At 64.5% G+C, this 16,994-nt stretch carries 19 protein-coding genes; 8 read left to right on the top strand and 11 right to left on the bottom strand.

The annotated features are described in order from the left end of the window. Nucleotides 1–6: 6 nt before the first annotated feature. On the top strand, nt 7–603 hold the full coding sequence (gene rplI / locus BRX37_RS11585; protein WP_004212072.1) for a 50S ribosomal protein L9: 597 nt from the start codon (nt 7–9) through the stop codon (nt 601–603). A 78-nt stretch (nt 604–681) separates the two neighbouring features. Here rplI and BRX37_RS11580 read toward each other — a convergent pair whose 3' ends face one another. Both BRX37_RS11580 and BRX37_RS11570 read right to left on the bottom strand, forming a co-directional pair. Next, nucleotides 682–876, bottom strand: a complete 195-nt coding sequence (locus tag BRX37_RS11580; RefSeq protein WP_125987092.1) for a hypothetical protein — start codon at nt 874–876, stop codon at nt 682–684. Between the two features lie 90 nt (nt 877–966). Then, nucleotides 967–1,236 carry a plasmid stabilization protein gene (locus tag BRX37_RS11570; protein WP_125987090.1) on the bottom strand — a complete coding sequence of 90 codons (270 nt, stop codon included), beginning with the start codon at nt 1,234–1,236 and terminating at the stop codon, nt 967–969. A gap of 104 nt (nt 1,237–1,340) precedes the next feature. On the opposite strand from BRX37_RS11570, the gene BRX37_RS11565 reads away from it, so the two are divergent. The 5 genes from BRX37_RS11565 to BRX37_RS11545 all read left to right on the top strand — a co-directional run bounded on the left by BRX37_RS11565 (nt 1,341) and on the right by BRX37_RS11545 (nt 4,850). Continuing rightward, complete coding sequence (locus BRX37_RS11565; RefSeq protein WP_017501193.1) at nt 1,341–1,700, top strand: hypothetical protein; 360 nt, start codon at nt 1,341–1,343, stop codon at nt 1,698–1,700. Then, complete coding sequence (locus BRX37_RS11560; RefSeq protein ID WP_037507886.1) at nt 1,697–1,939, top strand: hypothetical protein; 243 nt, start codon at nt 1,697–1,699, stop codon at nt 1,937–1,939. The genes BRX37_RS11565 and BRX37_RS11560 overlap by 4 nt, the downstream gene beginning before the upstream one ends. A gap of 118 nt (nt 1,940–2,057) precedes the next feature. Further along, entirely contained in the window at nt 2,058–2,987 is a 930-nt protein-coding gene (locus BRX37_RS11555) for a DUF808 domain-containing protein (protein ID WP_097382726.1), read from the top strand. A gap of 118 nt (nt 2,988–3,105) precedes the next feature. Continuing rightward, on the top strand, nt 3,106–4,416 hold the full coding sequence (locus BRX37_RS11550) for an MATE family efflux transporter (RefSeq protein WP_069336822.1): 1,311 nt from the start codon (nt 3,106–3,108) through the stop codon (nt 4,414–4,416). A 113-nt stretch (nt 4,417–4,529) separates the two neighbouring features. Further along, a complete protein-coding gene (locus BRX37_RS11545; protein WP_004212065.1) occupies nt 4,530–4,850 on the top strand; it encodes a WYL domain-containing protein in 321 nt (106 codons plus the stop codon). 66 nt (nt 4,851–4,916) lie between these two features. Here BRX37_RS11545 and BRX37_RS11540 read toward each other — a convergent pair whose 3' ends face one another. Both BRX37_RS11540 and BRX37_RS11535 read right to left on the bottom strand, forming a co-directional pair. Further along, on the bottom strand, nt 4,917–5,687 hold the full coding sequence (locus BRX37_RS11540) for an ABC transporter permease (protein WP_125987088.1): 771 nt from the start codon (nt 5,685–5,687) through the stop codon (nt 4,917–4,919). Then, nucleotides 5,684–6,616 (bottom strand): ABC transporter ATP-binding protein, encoded by a 933-nt coding sequence (locus tag BRX37_RS11535; RefSeq protein WP_125987086.1) that lies wholly within the window; start codon nt 6,614–6,616, stop codon nt 5,684–5,686. The genes BRX37_RS11540 and BRX37_RS11535 overlap by 4 nt, the downstream gene beginning before the upstream one ends. A gap of 159 nt (nt 6,617–6,775) precedes the next feature. Between BRX37_RS11535 and BRX37_RS11530 the strand changes: the two genes are divergently transcribed. Continuing rightward, entirely contained in the window at nt 6,776–7,408 is a 633-nt protein-coding gene (locus BRX37_RS11530) for an RcnB family protein (RefSeq protein WP_125987084.1), read from the top strand. 54 nt (nt 7,409–7,462) lie between these two features. On the opposite strand, the gene BRX37_RS11525 is transcribed toward BRX37_RS11530, so the two are convergent. From BRX37_RS11525 to folE, 6 genes are all read right to left on the bottom strand, one after another. After that, nucleotides 7,463–8,092, bottom strand: coding sequence for a class I SAM-dependent methyltransferase (locus BRX37_RS11525; RefSeq protein ID WP_125987082.1), 630 nt, complete (start codon nt 8,090–8,092; stop codon nt 7,463–7,465). A gap of 119 nt (nt 8,093–8,211) precedes the next feature. After that, the gene (locus BRX37_RS11520) at nt 8,212–9,441 is read right to left on the bottom strand and encodes a dipeptidase (protein ID WP_125987080.1); all 1,230 of its coding nucleotides are present in this window, start codon (nt 9,439–9,441) and stop codon (nt 8,212–8,214) included. Beyond that, nucleotides 9,441–11,825 carry a TonB-dependent receptor gene (locus BRX37_RS11515; RefSeq protein ID WP_125987078.1) on the bottom strand — a complete coding sequence of 795 codons (2,385 nt, stop codon included), beginning with the start codon at nt 11,823–11,825 and terminating at the stop codon, nt 9,441–9,443. Before BRX37_RS11515 ends, BRX37_RS11520 begins: the two co-directional genes overlap by 1 nt. A gap of 335 nt (nt 11,826–12,160) precedes the next feature. After that, nucleotides 12,161–12,937: an enoyl-CoA hydratase-related protein gene (locus BRX37_RS11510; RefSeq protein ID WP_125987076.1), complete on the bottom strand. Its 777-nt coding sequence runs from the start codon at nt 12,935–12,937 to the stop codon at nt 12,161–12,163. Between the two features lie 84 nt (nt 12,938–13,021). Then, nucleotides 13,022–13,882: an SDR family oxidoreductase gene (locus tag BRX37_RS11505; RefSeq protein ID WP_125987074.1), complete on the bottom strand. Its 861-nt coding sequence runs from the start codon at nt 13,880–13,882 to the stop codon at nt 13,022–13,024. Continuing rightward, nucleotides 13,879–14,487 carry a GTP cyclohydrolase I FolE gene (gene folE / locus BRX37_RS11500; protein ID WP_037507879.1) on the bottom strand — a complete coding sequence of 203 codons (609 nt, stop codon included), beginning with the start codon at nt 14,485–14,487 and terminating at the stop codon, nt 13,879–13,881. Before folE ends, BRX37_RS11505 begins: the two co-directional genes overlap by 4 nt. A gap of 157 nt (nt 14,488–14,644) precedes the next feature. On the opposite strand from folE, the gene BRX37_RS11495 reads away from it, so the two are divergent. Continuing rightward, on the top strand, nt 14,645–15,241 hold the full coding sequence (locus tag BRX37_RS11495) for a nucleotidyltransferase family protein (RefSeq protein WP_125987072.1): 597 nt from the start codon (nt 14,645–14,647) through the stop codon (nt 15,239–15,241). A 42-nt stretch (nt 15,242–15,283) separates the two neighbouring features. On the opposite strand, the gene BRX37_RS11490 is transcribed toward BRX37_RS11495, so the two are convergent. Further along, the gene (locus BRX37_RS11490; protein WP_004212052.1) at nt 15,284–16,954 is read right to left on the bottom strand and encodes an MFS transporter; all 1,671 of its coding nucleotides are present in this window, start codon (nt 16,952–16,954) and stop codon (nt 15,284–15,286) included. Nucleotides 16,955–16,994: the final 40 nt, after the last annotated feature.

Below are 16,994 nucleotides of genomic sequence, written 5' to 3'. Positions count from 1 at the left end.
AGACCCATGGAAATCATTCTCCTTGAGCGCATCGAAAAGCTGGGCGCGATCGGCGACGTCGTCACCGTGAAGGATGGTTACGCTCGTAACTTCCTGCTGCCCAACAAGAAGGCTCTTCGTTCGAACGCCGCCAACAAGGCTGTGTTCGAAGCCAACCGCGCGAAGATCGAAGCCGACAACGCCGCTCGTCGTTCGGACGCCGAAAAGGCTGCCGAAGGCGTCAACGGCAAGCAGATCGTCCTGATCCGCCAGTCGTCGAACGCCGGCCACCTGTACGGCTCGGTCGCCGTCCGTGACGTCGTCGACGCGCTGCACGCCGATGGCGTGACCAACGTCTCCAAGGCGATGGTCGTGCTGGAGCGTCCGATCAAGACCCTGGGCGTCTTCGACGTCAAGGTCGCGCTGCACCCGGAAGTGGCCGTCACCATCACGGTGAACGTTGCCCGCTCGCCGGAAGAAGCCGAACTGCAGGCGCAGGGCGTCGACGTGATGGCCGACCTGTTCGAGAAGGACGAAGCCGGCTTCACCGAGGATTACGATCCGAACGCCGAGCCGGGCGAAATCGCCGTCGAGGCGGAAGAAGCCCCGGCCGAAGAAGCCTGAGCCTCTTCGCTCTGACAAACGAGAAAGCCGCCCGTCACCGGGCGGCTTTTTTTTTGCCTTGGGCGGCTGATCGAACGCTCATCGCGGCGGCTCCTGCTCACCGAGCTTGGCCTGTCGGTCCATGAGCAGTGCCGCATCGCCGTCACCGCCCCATTGCCCGATTTCCTGACGCTCTATCCCAAGGGCCACGTCCAGATCGTCGCGCTCGGGCGCGCTGGCGCAGCCGTTCCCGGAATGGCAGGCGCAGGAGGGGATCGTCCATCTCGTCTTCACCACTCGCACCGGGCTGCCGCCGCTGGTGCGCGCCTGGATCGATCATCTCGCCGCCCATTTCAGCAACGGCGATATCTTCTCGCCCTGATGTCAGCCCTGCACCCGGCGACGGCGCGTTTCCCAGCCCTTCTTCGCCGCAGCCGATCGATCCGCGGCCTTGCGCCGATCCGCGGCATGGCTGTCGGGCTTGCCCCGCCCCGATCCCGACAGGTTGCCCCCGCCCGAATCCTTGTTCACCGTGGCCCAGGCCCGCGCCTCTGCCTCGTCATGCGAGACACCGCGTTCTTCATAGCTTTGCGCGATATGCGCAGCCTTGCGCTTCTGCTTGTCGGTATAGCGGCGCTTGTCGCCTCTGGGCATGTCTGCCTCCTTTTTTCGTCCCATATCGGTTCAAATACCGAGAGGCATTTCCCGAGGATTGCCATTAAGTTGCATGGCGAGAAAATGAGGAACGGAGAGTCGCCATGAACGTTCCGGACATCATGGAGCAACGCACACTGCTTGAGCGCCTCGCCCGGCATCTCGCCGCCGGGGCAACGCATAACTGGCCCTATTGGGTCGAGGACGCCGCCAGCATATTGGCGATGCTCAAGGAGCCCGACCCCGCCATGCGCGAGACCGGCGACGTAACGGCCTGGCAGGCGATGATCGATACCGCCCTGCAACAGCGCTGGACCATCTTTCCGCCCGGCATGACCGGCGCCGACGAGGATCATGCCGGCAGCGCGGACGAAGAGGGCGAAATTCGCCTCTCGCCCGAGGCTATCGACCAGGACGCCGCCAAGTGGGTCCATCTCCACAGTGCGTCGAAGGAGACACCATGAAGGGATTGTTGAAGCTGGCCTTTCTGACCGGCCTTGGCGCCGTTGCCTGGAAGAGCCTGAAGGAACGGGCCGGCAAGGATGATGGTGCCGCGGCCGATGATCCGGACGATCGCGGCCCGGTCGGCTCGTCCGGCATCGTTCGCGACGCCGGGCCGCAGGCGGACGACAGCGATTGGGACATGGTCGATGAACAGTCCGACGAATCCTTCCCCGCCAGCGATCCGCCCGGCAATTACTGATATCGCCGACGCCCGGTCACGAACCGGCAATCATCGCTCCATTGCCCCCACCCTGCCCGCGCATTAAGAAGCGCGCACGGATGATATCCATCCGTTTCAACAGGGGAATTATTCAACCATGCCTTCGGGTCTGATCGCGCTGCTCGACGATGTTGCCGGTATCGCCAAGATGGCGGCCACGTCGCTGGACGATGTCGCCGCTGCCGCCGGCAAGGCCGGCACAAAGGCCGCCGGCGTCGTCATCGACGATACTGCCGTGACACCCAACTATGTCATGGGCCTGTCGCCCGACCGCGAACTGCCGATCATCTGGAAGATCGCGCGCGGATCGTTGCGCAACAAATTGCTGTTCCTGCTGCCGGCGGCGCTGGCGCTTAGCGCCTTTGCCCCCTGGCTGCTGCCGCCGCTGCTGATGCTTGGCGGCGCCTTCCTCTGCTTCGAGGCGGCAGAAAAGCTGCTGGAGGCGATCCAGGGCGGCCATGACGAGGTGGCGGATGCGGCCGCAACCCTGACCTCCAAGGAACTGGAGGACCAGAAGGTTTCCAGCGCGATCCGCACCGACTTCATCCTGTCGGGCGAGATCATGGCGATTGCGCTCGGCACTGTCGCCAGCGAACCGATCTGGGAACAGGCGATCATCCTGGTCGTCGTCGCCATCGCGATCACGGCCGGCGTCTATGGTGTGGTCGGCTTCATCGTGAAGATGGACGATATCGGCCTGCACCTCGCCCAGCGCAGCGGCGCGGCAACGCGCGCCATCGGCCGCGGCCTGGTGAAGGCGATGCCGGTCGTGATGAGTGTGCTGGGTGTGGTCGGTACGGCGGCGATGTTGTGGGTCGGCGGCGGCCTGATCGTCCATGGCCTGCACGAATTCCATTGGGATCTGATCCCCGGCACGATCCATCATCTGGCGCAAGGCGCCGCCCATGCCGTGCCCGCGATCGGTCCGGTGATCGACTGGCTGGTGAATGCGATCGGCGCGGGCATTGTCGGTCTGGTGATCGGCGGCATCATCGTTGCCGTGCTGCATCTGTTCAAGAAGCACTGAGGCGATTAAGGGGAGCGCCCGCGCCTTTTCCGGCGCTTCCCCAGCCCGGACGATCCACGTGACCCAATCTTCCCCCTGGCGCATCGAGGCGCGCGCGCTCGTCACGCTCGCCATTCCCATGATCGCGGGCAATGTCGCCTGGTCGGGGATTGCCGCGACCGATCTGCTGCTCGTGGGCCGGCTGGGCGCGGAAGCTGTCGCCGCCGGGGCGCTGGCGATCAATCTCTTCAACGCGCTGCTGATCTTCGGCCTTGGCCTCGTCACCGCCGCCGCGCCGCTGATCGCCAGCGAACGCGGCCGTCGCCGCCATTCGGTGCGCGACGTGCGCCGCACCGTCCACCAAACGCTGCGCGCCGCCGCCTTCTTCGTGCTGCCCGCCTGGCTGATCCTGTGGCATTGCGAGGCGATATTGCGCGCCATGGGCCAGGAGCCGGACCTGGCGCGCGAAGCCGGCCATCTGATGCGCGGCATGCAATGGGCACTGCTGCCCTTCCTCTGCTTCACCACGCTGCGCAACTTCATCTCGGCACTGGAGCGCCCGCTCTGGGGCCTCATCATCATGCTGCTCGGCATACCGTTCAACGTGCTGGTCGGCTGGGCGCTGATCTTCGGTCATCTCGGCCTGCCCGCGCTCGGCCTGCTGGGTGCCGGCATCGCCAGCACCCTGTCCTCGACCTTCCTGTTCCTGGGCCTGCTGACCGTCATCCTGGTCGATCGCCGATTCCGCCGTTATCGGCTGATGGGCCGCTTCTGGACGCGTGACCGCGACCGGCAGCGCGCCGTCTGGACGCTGGGCCTGCCGATCGCGATCACGCTGGGGTTGGAAGTCACGGTGTTCAATGCCTCTGCCTTCCTGATGGGGCTGATCGACCGGGAATCGCTCGCCGCCCATGCCGTGGCGATCCAGATCGCCTCGCTGGTCTTCATGGTGCCGATGGGCATTGGTCAGGCCGCGACCGTGCGCGTCGGCGTCGCCTATGGCCGATCCGATCCCGCCGCGATCGGTCGGGCCGGCTGGCTGGCGCTGATCGTCGGCACCGGCTTCGCCATGGCGGCTGCGCTGATGCTGGTCCTGATCCCGCGACCGCTGGTGTCGATCTTCCTCGACGTCCATGATCCGGCCAATCTCGCCACCGCCAATCTGGCGGTCAGCTTCCTGGCGGTTGCCGCGCTGTTCCAGCTGGTCGATGCTGCCCAGGCCGTCGGCGCCGGCGTGCTGCGCGGCATCCAGGATACCAAGGTGCCGATGATCTTTGCCCTTTTCGGCTACTGGATCATCGGTATCGGCGTCGGCGCCCTGCTCGCTTTCCCGATGGGGCTGCATGGCGTGGGCATCTGGTTCGGCCTGGCTGCGGGCCTCGGCACGGTGGCGATCCTGCTGATCGCGCGCTGGTCGCTGCGCGACCGGCTGGGGCTGGTTCTGCGCTAGGAAAACGGCCGCACAATTCGTCGTGAAAATCCGGCCGGTTGCACGGCAGGCACATGGTGCGACGCACAAAGCAATTGAAACGGGGCCGTGTTTCTTGATATGGGCGGCCCATCATGGACTCTCCGACCCCTATCTTCGAAGCGATCGCGCTTCAGAAGTGCCTCAAGGCGACCTATAACAAGATGGTCGTCACGTTGGCCCCGCACATCCTCTACACGCGCCATGACGAGATGTTCATGGACGCCGTGACCACGGACCGCGACGGCCGCCCGCCGCGCGAGCTGAAGCTGGGCACGTTCAAGCTGGCGGGCCTGAGCGATGTCGAGATTCTGGACGAGACGTTCGAGGCGATGCACGGCCTCTATGACCAGGGCGACGACAAATATAAGGGCGTGACCCTGTTCGCGGTCGATCCGCAGAGCGCCGCCGCCTGATCGGCACTGGCATCGCATCGACCCGAATGAAGAAGGGCGGCCAATGGCCGCCCTTTTCTTTTTTCGTTACTTCTTGAGCCGATAGCCGGTGCGGAACACCCAGGCGATGATGCCGAGGCATACCGCCAGCATGCCGCCCACGAACAACAGGCTGAACTCGATCCCGACATCGCCCCTGCCAAAGAAGGTCCAGCGGAATCCCGAGATCAGATAGACGATCGGGTTGAACAGGGTGATAGTGCGCCATGGCTCGGCCAGCATGTGGATCGAGTAGAAGGCGCCGCCCAGGAAGGTCATCGGCGTGATGATCAGCAGCGGGATCACCTGCAACTGCTCGAACCCCTGCGCCCAGATGCCCAGGATGAAGCCGAACAGGCAGAAGCTCACCGCAATCAGCAGCATGAAGCCGACCATGGCGAAGGGATGGGCCACCGGCAAATCGACGAACAGATGGGCCGTGGCAAAGATGATGAAGCCGACGATCAGCGCCTTGGTCGCCGCCGCCCCGACATAGGCGATCACCGTCTCCATCGCCGACACCGGCGCCGACAGCAGTTCGTAGATGGTGCCGGTGAATTTGGGCATGTAGATGCCGAAGCTGGCGTTGAAGATGCTCTCCGTGAACATCGACATCATGATGAGGCCCGGCACGATGAAGGCGGCATAGGGAATGCCGTCAATCTCGGTCATGCGTGATCCGATCGCCCCGCCGAACACGATGAAATAGAGCGAAGTGGTGATGACCGGCACCAGCAGGCCGGTCAGCCAGGTGCGCCGGAACCGGTGCAGCTCGAACTTGTAGATGGCGGCGACCGCGCGCAGATTGGGGCCGTTCATGCCGCTTTCTCCTGATGGACCAGGCTCACGAAAATATCCTCCAGGCTGCTCTGCCGCGTGTTGAGATCCTTGTAGCCGATACCGAGATCGCCCAGCTTGCGCAGCAGCGAGGAGACGCCGGTGCGTTCAGCGCGGGTGTCGAACAGATATTCGATCTCCTGCCCCTGCGCCTTCAGCGCCACATCCCAGTCGGCCAGTTCGGGCGGCAGCGCCTCGATCGGCTCGGCCAGCATGATCGACAGCGTCTTCTTGCCCAGCTTCTCCATCAGCGCGGTCTTGTCCTCGACCAGCATCAACTGGCCATGGTTGATGACGCCCACCCGGTCGGCCATCTCCTCGGCTTCCTCGATATAATGGGTGGTTAGGATGATGGTGACGCCGGTCTGGCGCAGTTCGCCGATCAGCTTCCACATGTCGCGGCGCAGTTCGACGTCGACGCCGGCGGTCGGCTCGTCGAGGAACAGGACGCGCGGCTCATGGCTCAGCGCCTTGGCGATCATAACCCGGCGCTTCATGCCGCCGGAAAGCTCGCGGATCTTGTTGTTACGCTTGTCCCACAACGACAGGTCGCGCAGCACCTTTTCGACATAGGCGTCGTTGCGCGGCTTGCCGAACAGGCCGCGGCTGAAGGTGACGGTGTCGATCACTCGCTCGAACTGGTCGGTATTGAGTTCCTGCGGCACCAGCCCGATTGCAGCGCGCGCGCCGCGATAGTCGCGGATGATGTCATGGCCGGCGACCGTCACGGTGCCGCCAGAGGGGCGGACATTGGCGCAGATGATCGAGATCATCGTCGTCTTGCCCGCGCCATTGGGGCCGAGCAGCGCGAAAATCTCGCCCTCCTCGATATTCAGGTCGACGCCCTTGAGCGCCTGAAAGCCCGACGCATAGCTTTTCGTCAGGCCCTTGATTTCGATGATGGATGCCATGCGGCAGCGCCCCCTTTCCTTGTGTCGGCAAGATAGGAGGCGGACCGCGCCATGCAACCGGCAGCGCGGCAAATAGCGAAGCAGGGCAACATATTGGAAAAAGATTGAAGCCGGTAATGAGCGCGCATAGGCTTGACGCCCCACCATGTGGAGAAGGCTATGAAAAAGGCAATTCTCTATCTGTCGATCGCGTTGATCGTCGTTCCCGATATCGCCATTGCCCAGCAGGGCGGCCGACCACCATCAGGCGGCGGCGCTCGACCATCTCCGTCCACGCGCCCTGCCCCCGCCCCCTCACGCCCCGGCGGATCAGTGCAGCCTTCCCGCCCCGGCGGTCCGTCGACACAGCCGTCCCGGCCCGGTGCTTCTCGCCCGCAACCGCCCCGCCCCGGACAGCCTTCGCCCGGTCCGGGCCAGCCAGGTGGACCGGCAGTTCAACCACCCCGTCCGGGTGGCCCTTCGCCCCAGCCGCCCCGTCCCGGTGGTCCCGGCGTCCAGCCACCACGGCCAGGCCAGCCGCATCGCCCCGGCGCCGGCCGTCCGCCCAATTTCCGGCCGATCCCCGGCCCGGCCTTCCGCTATCCCCATGGCTATCGCTATCGGCGCTGGACGGTCGGCCTGTTCCTGCCGGCGGTCTTCTTCTCCAGCTATTATTATTACAATGACTATTGGCGCCTGGGCCTGGGCGCGCCGCCTTATGGCTATCGCTGGGTGCGCTATGGCCCCGACCTGCTGCTGGTCGAGGTCCGGTCGCGCCGTGTGGTCGATGTCGTCTACGGCGCCTTCTACTGAGGCAGAAACAGGAAGGGCCGCATCATCCGATGCGGCCCTTTTCTCTTGCCCCGATCATTCGCCCCGTCGGGTGAAGCGGAAGACCGTCGCTGGCGGGAAATTGCGCACCGTATGGCCGGCGCGGACAACCTCCAAACCAAGCTGGTCCAGCACCACACGGCTGACCGGCGGCCGTGTCGAATAGGTGAACTGCACCAGGCTGCCGCCCGGCTTCAGCATGCGGAAGGCTTCCGACAATATGTCGATGTGCATCGCCCGGTCCATCGCCAGAAGCGGCAGGCCGCTTACCACGGTCTGATAGTCGCCGGGGCCACCGGCGGCCGCGACCGAGACGATCTGCGCCGGCGTCTCCAGGATCGAGACATGGGGGAAATGACGCCGCAGGCCGCGCGCGAAGGCGGGGTTGATCTCCACCACCTCCAGCTGGTCGGCGGCAAGTCCGGTTTCCAGGATGGCGCGGGTGAAGACGCCGGTGCCCCCGCCCAGTTCCAGCACGCGGCCGCCCTGCGGATCAATGTCGGCCACCATCAGCCGCGCCAGATAGCGGCTGCTGGGCACGACAGAGGCGGTCTGCCGGGGCTTCTTCACCCAGGCGGCGAGGAAATCGAGATATTCGGTGGCGCGGGCGCGAAACTCGCTGTTCGGCAGGGCGATTGCCCGGCTGCGCTTCGGCTTGTGCTGCATGGGCGAAATGCGACCGCTCCTTTCTGGTGCCGACTCCCCTTAGCGGGCCGGAACGCCCCCGTCGATTGGCTTAACAAGATTTCATGCCGGACCAGCCACGGCCGGTCCGGCACAAGTCCTTATTTCTGCTTGCCCGCCTCGGCCGCGGCCAGCACGCGCAGCACATTGCCGGACCAGATTTTCTGTACGTCAGCCTCGCTGTAGCCGGCCTTCAGCAGGGCGTCGGTGATCTTGGGCAGATCGACCACATCCTCCATGCCGACGACACCGCCGCCACCGTCCCAATCCAGGCCGATGCCGACATGATCGGGGCCAACGACCTTCAGCGCATGCAGCATATGCGCCATGAAATCGTCGAAGGTCGGCCGGTCGGTGTCGGGATAGAGCCGGTCGATCTCCTGCCGCTTGGCGAGCATCGCGGTCCGCGCCTCGGGCGAAACCTTGGCGTCCTCCCGCATCTGGCTGTAGAGCGCCATCAGCGCCTTCTGCCGTTCCGGATTGGGCTTGGACGCGCGCAGATAGGCGCCATAGGCATTCATCTGGATCACGCCGCCCTTGGCCGCCAGCGCTTTCAGATGATCGTCATCGATGTTGCGCGGATGGTCATAGACGGCCTTGCAGCCCGAATGGGTCAGCAGCACCGGCGTGGTCGACAGCGCCAGCAGATCGTCCAGCACCTGGTCTGAGCTGTGCGAGGCGTCGGGGACGATGCCGAGGCGGTTCATCTCCTTCAGCAATTCCTTGCCGAGCGGGCTGAGGCCGCCATAGCGCGGCTTCTTTGACGGATCGGTCGAGCTGTCGGCGAACTGGTTATGCGCGAAATGGGCAAAGCCCGACACCCGCACGCCCATGTCGTAGAATGTCTTGATCAGCGAGACATCCTCGCCGAGCGGATAGGCATTTTCGATCGACATATAGACGATGCGCTTGCCCGCCGCCGCGATCGGCGCGGCGTCCTTGGCCTGCAGCGCCAGCGTGAAATTGTCGGGGTCGGCGGCCACCATCGATCGGATCGACATGCCGCGCAGCAGCGCGAAATCGCGCGCCTTGCGGAAGCCCTCGATCGTCAGCGGCCCCTGCCCAGTGTAGATCGCCCAGAAACCGCCATCCAGGCCGCCCTTCTTCATCCGCGGCAGGTCGACCTGGGTATAGTCGCTATGGACGCCATGCTCCTCGTCGATCGACCAGTCCGGCAGGTCGAGCGAGGCCGGGGTATCGAGATGGCTGTCGAGCGTGATCAGCTTCTGGTGTAGCTGATAGACCTGTTTCGACACTGTTTTTGGTTGGGCCTGCGCCGCGATCGGGAGCAGCGCGACCAGCGCTGCCCCCATCAGATAAGCATTCCGCATCAGATTTCGCCCGAAATGGTGAACTGGAAGGTGCGTGGGGACAGCGGCCGGAAATTGCCGTCGCCCGTCACCGCCGGCGAGATATAGGACAGCGTGTCCTTGTCGAAGATATTGTCGAGGTTGAAGCGTGCCTTCACCCCCTTGACCGGGCCCAGCGTGATACCATCGCCAATGTCGACATAGGCGCTGAACACGGTGAAACCCTTGACGCTCGACCCGGCCGAATTGTCGAAGGTCGACCAGCGACGCGACGTATATTTGCCGCTGATATTACCCACCAGCCAGCTCGCCGGCTCGATGGTCACGCCGCCATTGACGATCCATTTGGCGCTGTCGGGAATATATTTTCCGTCGGTCCGGTATGTGGTCGCGGCCGTGACGATATCATCCTTGAACTTGGCGATATTATAGGTCGCGTTCAGGTTGAAATAGGCCAGGCCATTCAGGAAGCGCGGCTTGTAGGTGCCGCTGAATTCGGCGCCATAGGCAGAAACCCGACCGACATTCTGATAGAAGGTTTCGATGACGTTGGTCGTGCCCGGCAGGATCGACCCGATCGACTGGATGCGGTTCTTGAACTTGGTGTAATAGACCGCATAGGACGCGTAAAATTCGCCCTGATTGGTGCGGACGCCGGCTTCGAAATTCTGCGACCGTTCCGGTGCTGGCGCGGGCACGCCCGCCGGGCTGCTGTTCAGCGACACAGAGAAGACATCGTCCAGCCCCTTGGGCAGGGCCATATTGTCCGCATAGGATGCGAAGAACTGGCTCTGATTGTCGAACTTGTAGAGGACGCCGGCCATCGGCAGGAAACCATCGCTATAGCTGGTGCGCAATTGCTGCGGCCCCCAGCCCGGCACCCAGGATCCCGCGGTCGCGCCGGCACGATAATAATCGTTGAAATCGCGATAGCCGCCATAGCGATAATCGATGTTCAGCGCCTTGACGCCCAGGTCGAAGATCAGCCTGTCGTCCAGCAGAGCGACGCGATCCTTCAGGAAGGCCTGGGTCGTGTTGCGCTGGCTCTGATAATCGCGGCGAACATAGACCAGTTCATCCAGATTGGGCGCGCTGGCGGGCGAACCGTCCGTCGTGTTGTAGCGCGCCTGGGTGCGATTATAGGTGTCGACTTCGCCCCACAGCCCCACTTCCAGCGTATGCGCACCGATTTCCCAGTGCAGCTTGCTCGTCAGGCCATAGCGGTCGCCACCCACCGTAGACAGCCCATATTGCGTCCCCTTGGGGGCGAACAGGGCAATGCCGGCGGCCGACTGCCGCTGATATTGCAGCAGGCTGTTGGCATAGGTGTCCGGCGACACGCCATAACCGCCCTTGTCTTCATAATAGGCGGTCGCTTCGGCCCAGATGCCATCGGCGATGCCGGCATGGACGGTGCCGCCATACAGCTTGTCGTCGCGCACATTGATCGCCAGCGTATTGGTATAGGCATAGTTGGCGTTGCTATAGGCCGGGCCGCCCGGAACCGGCGCGAAGCCAGGCGTCGTGTTGGGCACGACCGAGATATAGCCGCGATCCCGGCCGCTCTTGCCGCCCACATCGGTGCCGGTCAGATACTGGCTGCGGCTGAGCGACGGGGAGTCGAAGTCGTTGAACTTGTTCGACACGAACTTGAACCGCGCCCAGCTGTCCCCACCCAGATCGGCGTGCAACATGCCTTCCCAATGTTCGCGGTCGACCGTGCCGTCGCCGCGCCACAGATCGGTGTCCAGCTTGGTGCGGCTGACATAGGCCCGGAACGGCCCCACCTGACCGGTGCTGGCGCGGATGAAGGTGCGCTTCATGTTGAAGTCGCCGAAGCTCTGGGACACGAACAGGCCCATCTCTTCCTGCGGCTTGATGCTGTTATACTGCACCACCGGGCCAAGCGTGGAGTAGCTGGGCAGGCCGACATCACCCGCGCCCACGGCCGCTTCCACCACGCCCAGATTTTCATTGTCGACATAGCGGAAGACCGGGCTCCCGCCAAAGGCGTCGCTGCGGCCGGTCGGGATGCCGTCCACCACGAAGCCGATCTGGTCCAGGTTGAAGGCGCGGGTCTGCACGCTGTTACCAAATTCATAAAGGCCCAGCGCGCCGTCGGTCTGCACGTTGAAGCCTGGCAACTGCTCCAGCATCTTGAGGCCCGAAATACCCGATGGCGCCGACAGCAGCGCCTCACGCGTCACCGCGACGACATTGCTGACCTTGTCCTCGCCGATGGCTTCGGCCGATTGCGAGATACGACGACCGGTCACGGTGATGCTGTCATTTTCGTCCGTTGGAGCAGCCTCCTGCGCAAAGGCGGCAGTGGATAAGGCACCCGCGCAGCAGGCAAGCAGCAGCGCAGCGCGAGACACGCGACGGACGGACGAAATCGAAGGCATAGAGGCTCCCTGTAGGCCCTGCAAAAGGGCAGTTCGCGCCAATCAGGAGCGCCCGCCCCTTCGGGCTATCGCGCCGTTCCTCTCCGGACCCTGGCCTGTCGATCATCCCTTCGGGCGAGCGCAGCCATGTCATCCATTTGTCATCTGAAACGAGCCCTTCGGGAAAATCCACCACGCGCTTATGATGATTTCTCAAGCGGAACGAGGCGCCTCAAAGCATTGAGATTTCGCAATCAATGCCCGCTTCCTCGCACACACGCACAAAAAATCCTTCCCAGGCCTGGCCTGGGGAGGATCAAAAATTGCATGCCCTCTTCTTTTCGAAGAAGGATCCCTCAGCGCCCCTTCCAGACGCCCGGACGCTTCTCGACGAAGGCGGTCATGCCTTCCTTCTTGTCTTGCGTCGCAGTCAGGATCTGGAACAGGCGGCGCTCGGTCAAAATGCCCTGGGCCAGATTGGTCTCGAACGCGATATTGACCATTTCCTTGTTCACCATCGCCGCCATCGGCGGCATCGCCGCAATGGCCGCAGCCGTCTTGAGCGCATCCTCCAGCAACTCGGCCGCCGGCACGATCCGCGCGACCAGACCGGCGCGCTCGGCCTCCTCGGCGCCCATCATCCGGCCGGTCAGGCACATTTCCATCGCCTTGGCCTTGCCCACCGCGCGGGTCAGCCGCTGCGACCCGCCCATGCCCGGCGCCACGCCCAGCTTCACCTCGGGCTGGCCGAACTTGGCGGTGTCGGCCGCCAGGATGAAGTCCGCCATCATCGCCAGTTCGCAGCCGCCGCCCAGCGCAAAGCCGGCAACCGCCGCGATCCACGGCTTGCGGGTGGCGACGACCTTGGTCTGCCAGTCGGAGAAGAAATCCTGCAGGAAGAAATCGGCCGCTTCCTTCTCAACCATCTCCTTGATGTCGGCGCCGGCGGCAAAGGCCTTTTCGCTGCCGGTCAGCACCGCGCAATGCTGGGTCGGGTCGGCATCATAGGCGGCAAAGGCCGCGCCCAGATCCGCCAGCACCTGGCTGTTGAGCGCATTGAGCGCCTGCGGCCGGTTGAGCGTGATGAGCGTCACCGCGCCCTGCTGTTCCACCAGGATCGTTTCATATGCCATTGCCGTCTCCCTAAGCTGTCAGCGCCGATCTATGTCGGCCAAAAACGGATCGCCAGCCTTTGAAGTGCGGCGATTTTGCCGATCCTATCGGCAAAGATGCATGAAATCCTGATCATAGCTGCGCATATGGGCGCCGCCATCGACATAGAGGGTCTGGCCCGTCACCGCCGTCGCGCCGGCGAGATAAAGCACCGCCTGCGCGATCTGCTCCGCCTGCGGCAGCCGCCCAAGCGGCATCAGTTGCTCCAGCCGCGCCATCTGTTCCGCATCATAGTCGGGCGTGGCGATGGTAAGGCCGGGCGCCACCGCATTGACCCGCACCTGCGGCGCCAGACTGCTGGCCGCCGTCTTCGTCAGGCCGGCCAGCGCCAGCTTGGACAGCGTATAGGCCAGCTGATCGCCATGGGGATGGTCGATCCGCTGGTCGAGGATATTGACGATGCAGCGATCGCCGGTCCCGGCCGGAACGGTCGCGAACGCCTTGGTCAGCATCGCGGGCGCGGCGCAATTGACCGCATAATGGCGCATCAGATCGTCGGCGGTGACGCTGTCGATCCGGTCCTGGCCGAAGATCGCCGCGCTGTTGACCAGCAGGTCGGGCGGCCGGCCGAACCGTTCGGCGACCTGCGCGACCAGTTCCTCGGCCGCTTCGGGATCAGCGAAGTCGACGACGAAACCTTCCCACTCGGCGCCATTTTCCTCCAGCGCGATCGCCAGATGAGAATCCAGCCGCGTGTCATGGCTGCCATGGATGGCGAGCGAATAGCCGGCCTGCGCCAGCGCCGCCGAAATGATGCCGCCCAGCCGGCGATGGCCGCCGGTCACGAGCGCCAGCCGGCGCGAGGCCAGCGGCAAGGGGCCAGTCGGCCCGGCATCCTTCTTCGCGCCGCCGATCGGGCGATAGACGGGCTCGGCGCCCTCCCCCTCTCCGGTCACATCATTCACGAGGCGATGAGCTTCAGCACTTCCTCGCGCGACTTTTCATCGTCGCGGAAGACGCCGAGCATGCGGCTGGTCTTCATGATGACATTGGGGGTGCGCACGCCGCGGCCGGTCATGCAGCCATGGGTCGCCTCGATCACCACGGCGACGCCCTGGGGCTTGAGGTTTTCCCAGATGCAGTTGGCGACTTCGGAGGTCAGCCGTTCCTGCACCTGCAGCCGGTTGGCATAGGCGTGCAGCACACGGGCCAGCTTGGAAATGCCGACCACATAATCGCCGGGCAGATAGGCGATGTGCGCGCGCCCGACAATCGGTGCCATATGATGTTCGCAATGCGACTGGAACGGAATATCCTTCAGCAGCACGACATCGTCATAGCCGCCCACCTCATGGAAGATGCGCGAAAGATGATAGGCCGGATCATCATTATAGCCCCGGCAATATTCGCGCCAGGCGCGCGCCACCCGCTCGGGCGTTTCCACCAGCCCCTCCCGCTCAGGCGCATCGCCCGACCAGCGGATGAGGGTGCGGATCGCCTCCGACACTTCGGCCGGGACCGGCTCCTTCGAGCCTTCGCCTACGGTTTCCGCATCGGGATCATATGCCATGAACTGGGCCACTCCATAATTGTTGGCCCCGGCATATGGCGACTGCGTGGCCGTCTGACCAGCCTTTTTGCCCCGGCTGGACACAACATCGCTGTGGTGGCAAATCACAGTCTAACGGGAACGCACCACATAAAAATGTCATTACAATCGCAAGATCATGCGCACTGAACGCATCGCCGCCGTCCTTCTGGCAGCCGGCATGTCGACCCGCTTCGGCGAGGAAGACAAGCTGATGGCTGACCTGCGCGGCAAGCCGGTTGCCGCGCACACGCTGGAAACCATCGCCTCCATGGCCTTTGCCGAACTGGTCGCCGTCGTGCGGCCCATCGAATTTGCACCGGTGCTGCACCGCAAGCTTGACCGGCGCGGCTTCGATATCATCGTCAACGAACGGCCCGAGGAAGGCCTGTCGAGCAGCATCCGGCTCGCGGTCGAACATGTGATGGACAAGCGCAAGGTGCGCGGCATCCTGATCTGCCTGGCCGACATGCCCGACGTGCCGCAGACCCATTATAACCATATCTGCATGGCGGCCGAGGACATAAGATCGGTCGTCGCCAGCACCGACGGCTTCTCCTCCTCCCCGCCCGCCTTCATCGGCCGCAAGCATTTCCCCGAATTGCTGGCATTGAAAGGCGACCAGGGTGCCCGCGCCCTGCTGAGCCATGGCATCCAGATCGAGACGATCGGCAATGTGCTGCACGACATCGATACGCCGGAGGATCTTGGCCGCCCCCCGGTGACACCGACCTGAGGCACAAAAGGGGCAGGCGAAGCCGCTTTGCCTTGCCCCGCTTCAGGTCGATCGCGTCGGATCGGTCAGACCGTCGCCCATTTCCCGCGGATCAGGGGCGCGACTGAGCGGCAGCGAGCCGGTCTGGCGTTCCAGCATGCGATGCACCACCGGCGGCTTGCCGCCGCTGTGCAGCGCGTGGATCGTGTCGCTGTTGGTGATGTCGGCGATGGTGCGCCGCTGGTTATGGCGGACATAGTCGAGCCAGGTCGACACATGATAGCGTTCGACCCAGAGTTCCGGATCGCCCAGGTCGCGCATCAGCGACCAGCCATGCGCGCCATCGCGCTTGCGGATGCGGCGGCGCTCGCTCATCGCGCTGAGGAAGGGGACGACCGACCCCACCGGTATGCGATATTCGATGGTGATGACCACCGGGCCGCTGCGCGGCTCGACCGGCACCGCCGTCTCCGGCTCGCGCCAGCGATTCTGGAGATCGAGATTGTCATCGCCGATCTGCGGCAGCGGACGAACGAAGCCGATCAGCGCGGCGACCAGTTGCACCGCGGCGGAGGCATAGAGGGCGTCCACCACGCCATGATCCTCGGCCAGATTGCCGAACAGCCAGGCGCCGATCGCCATGCCACCGAACGCCGTCATCTGATAGATGGCGACGGCGCGGGCGACGACCCAGCGCGGCGCCGACATCTGGACCGACACGTTGAAGGTCGACAGCGCCATGACCCAGCCCGCCCCGGCGAGCAGATAGCCGAGCAGCGCCAGCGCCAGATAGCCCGACATGGCGGTGATCGCCGTTCCCGCCGCCAGCGACAGGGCGGCGGACCGCACGATCGCCTCGATCGAGAAGCGCGCGCGCAGCCGCCGGGTGGAGAGCGCCCCGGCCACCGCGCCGACGCCGAAGGCGCCGCTGGTAAGGCCGAAGGTCAGCGCGCCGCCGCCCAGCACATCGCGCGCCACCAGCGGCATCAGCGCCGACACCGCGCTGGCACCAATGCCAAAGGCGCCGCCGCGCAGCAGCACGAGCTGGATCTTGGGCGACATCGAGACATAGCTGACACCGGCCCACATCGCGACGCCCAGCCGCTCTCGCGGCAGCAGTTTGGGCGGCAATTCCGGTCGCCAGCGCGCCAGCACCGCGACCAGGCCGATATAGCTGACCGCATTGGCCAGGAACGCCGCCGCCGCCCCCGCCGCCGCGACGATCACGCCGCCCAGCGCCGGGCCGGTGCTGCGGGCCAGGTTGAAGCCCATGCTGTTCATCGCGACGGCACTGGGCAGCACGCTGCGCGGCACCATGTCGCCGACCGATGCCTGCCAGGCCGGGCCGTTCACCGCCGTCGCGCAGCCAATGAGGAAGGTGAAGCCCAGCAGCGTCCAGGGCGTCAGCGCACCAAGCCAGGCGACCAGCGCAAGGGCGGTCGACACCAGCAGCATGAACAGCTGGCAGGCCATCATCACCTTGCGCCGATCCAGATTGTCGGCGACCGCGCCGGCCCAGAGCGAGAACAGCATGATCGGCAGCGTCGTGGACGCCGGCACCAGCGCCACCAGCACCGGCGAAGCGGACAGCGAGGTCATCATCCAGGCCGCACCGACCGACTGGATCAACCCGCCGAAATTGGACGCCAGGCTCGCGATCCAGATCGCGCGGAAGATGGGAATGGCAAAGGGCGAGGACGGCTGGGGGGACTCGGTGTCAGGCACGAAAACCATCAAGCGGATTTAGGAACGTCGGTCAAACCCGCGACTCGGC

It is taken from the genome of Sphingomonas sp. S-NIH.Pt3_0716 (assembly GCF_003950715.1).
Taxonomy (GTDB): Bacteria; Pseudomonadota; Alphaproteobacteria; order Sphingomonadales; family Sphingomonadaceae; genus Sphingobium; species Sphingobium yanoikuyae_A.
This window is presented reverse-complemented; position numbering and strand designations above follow the sequence as displayed.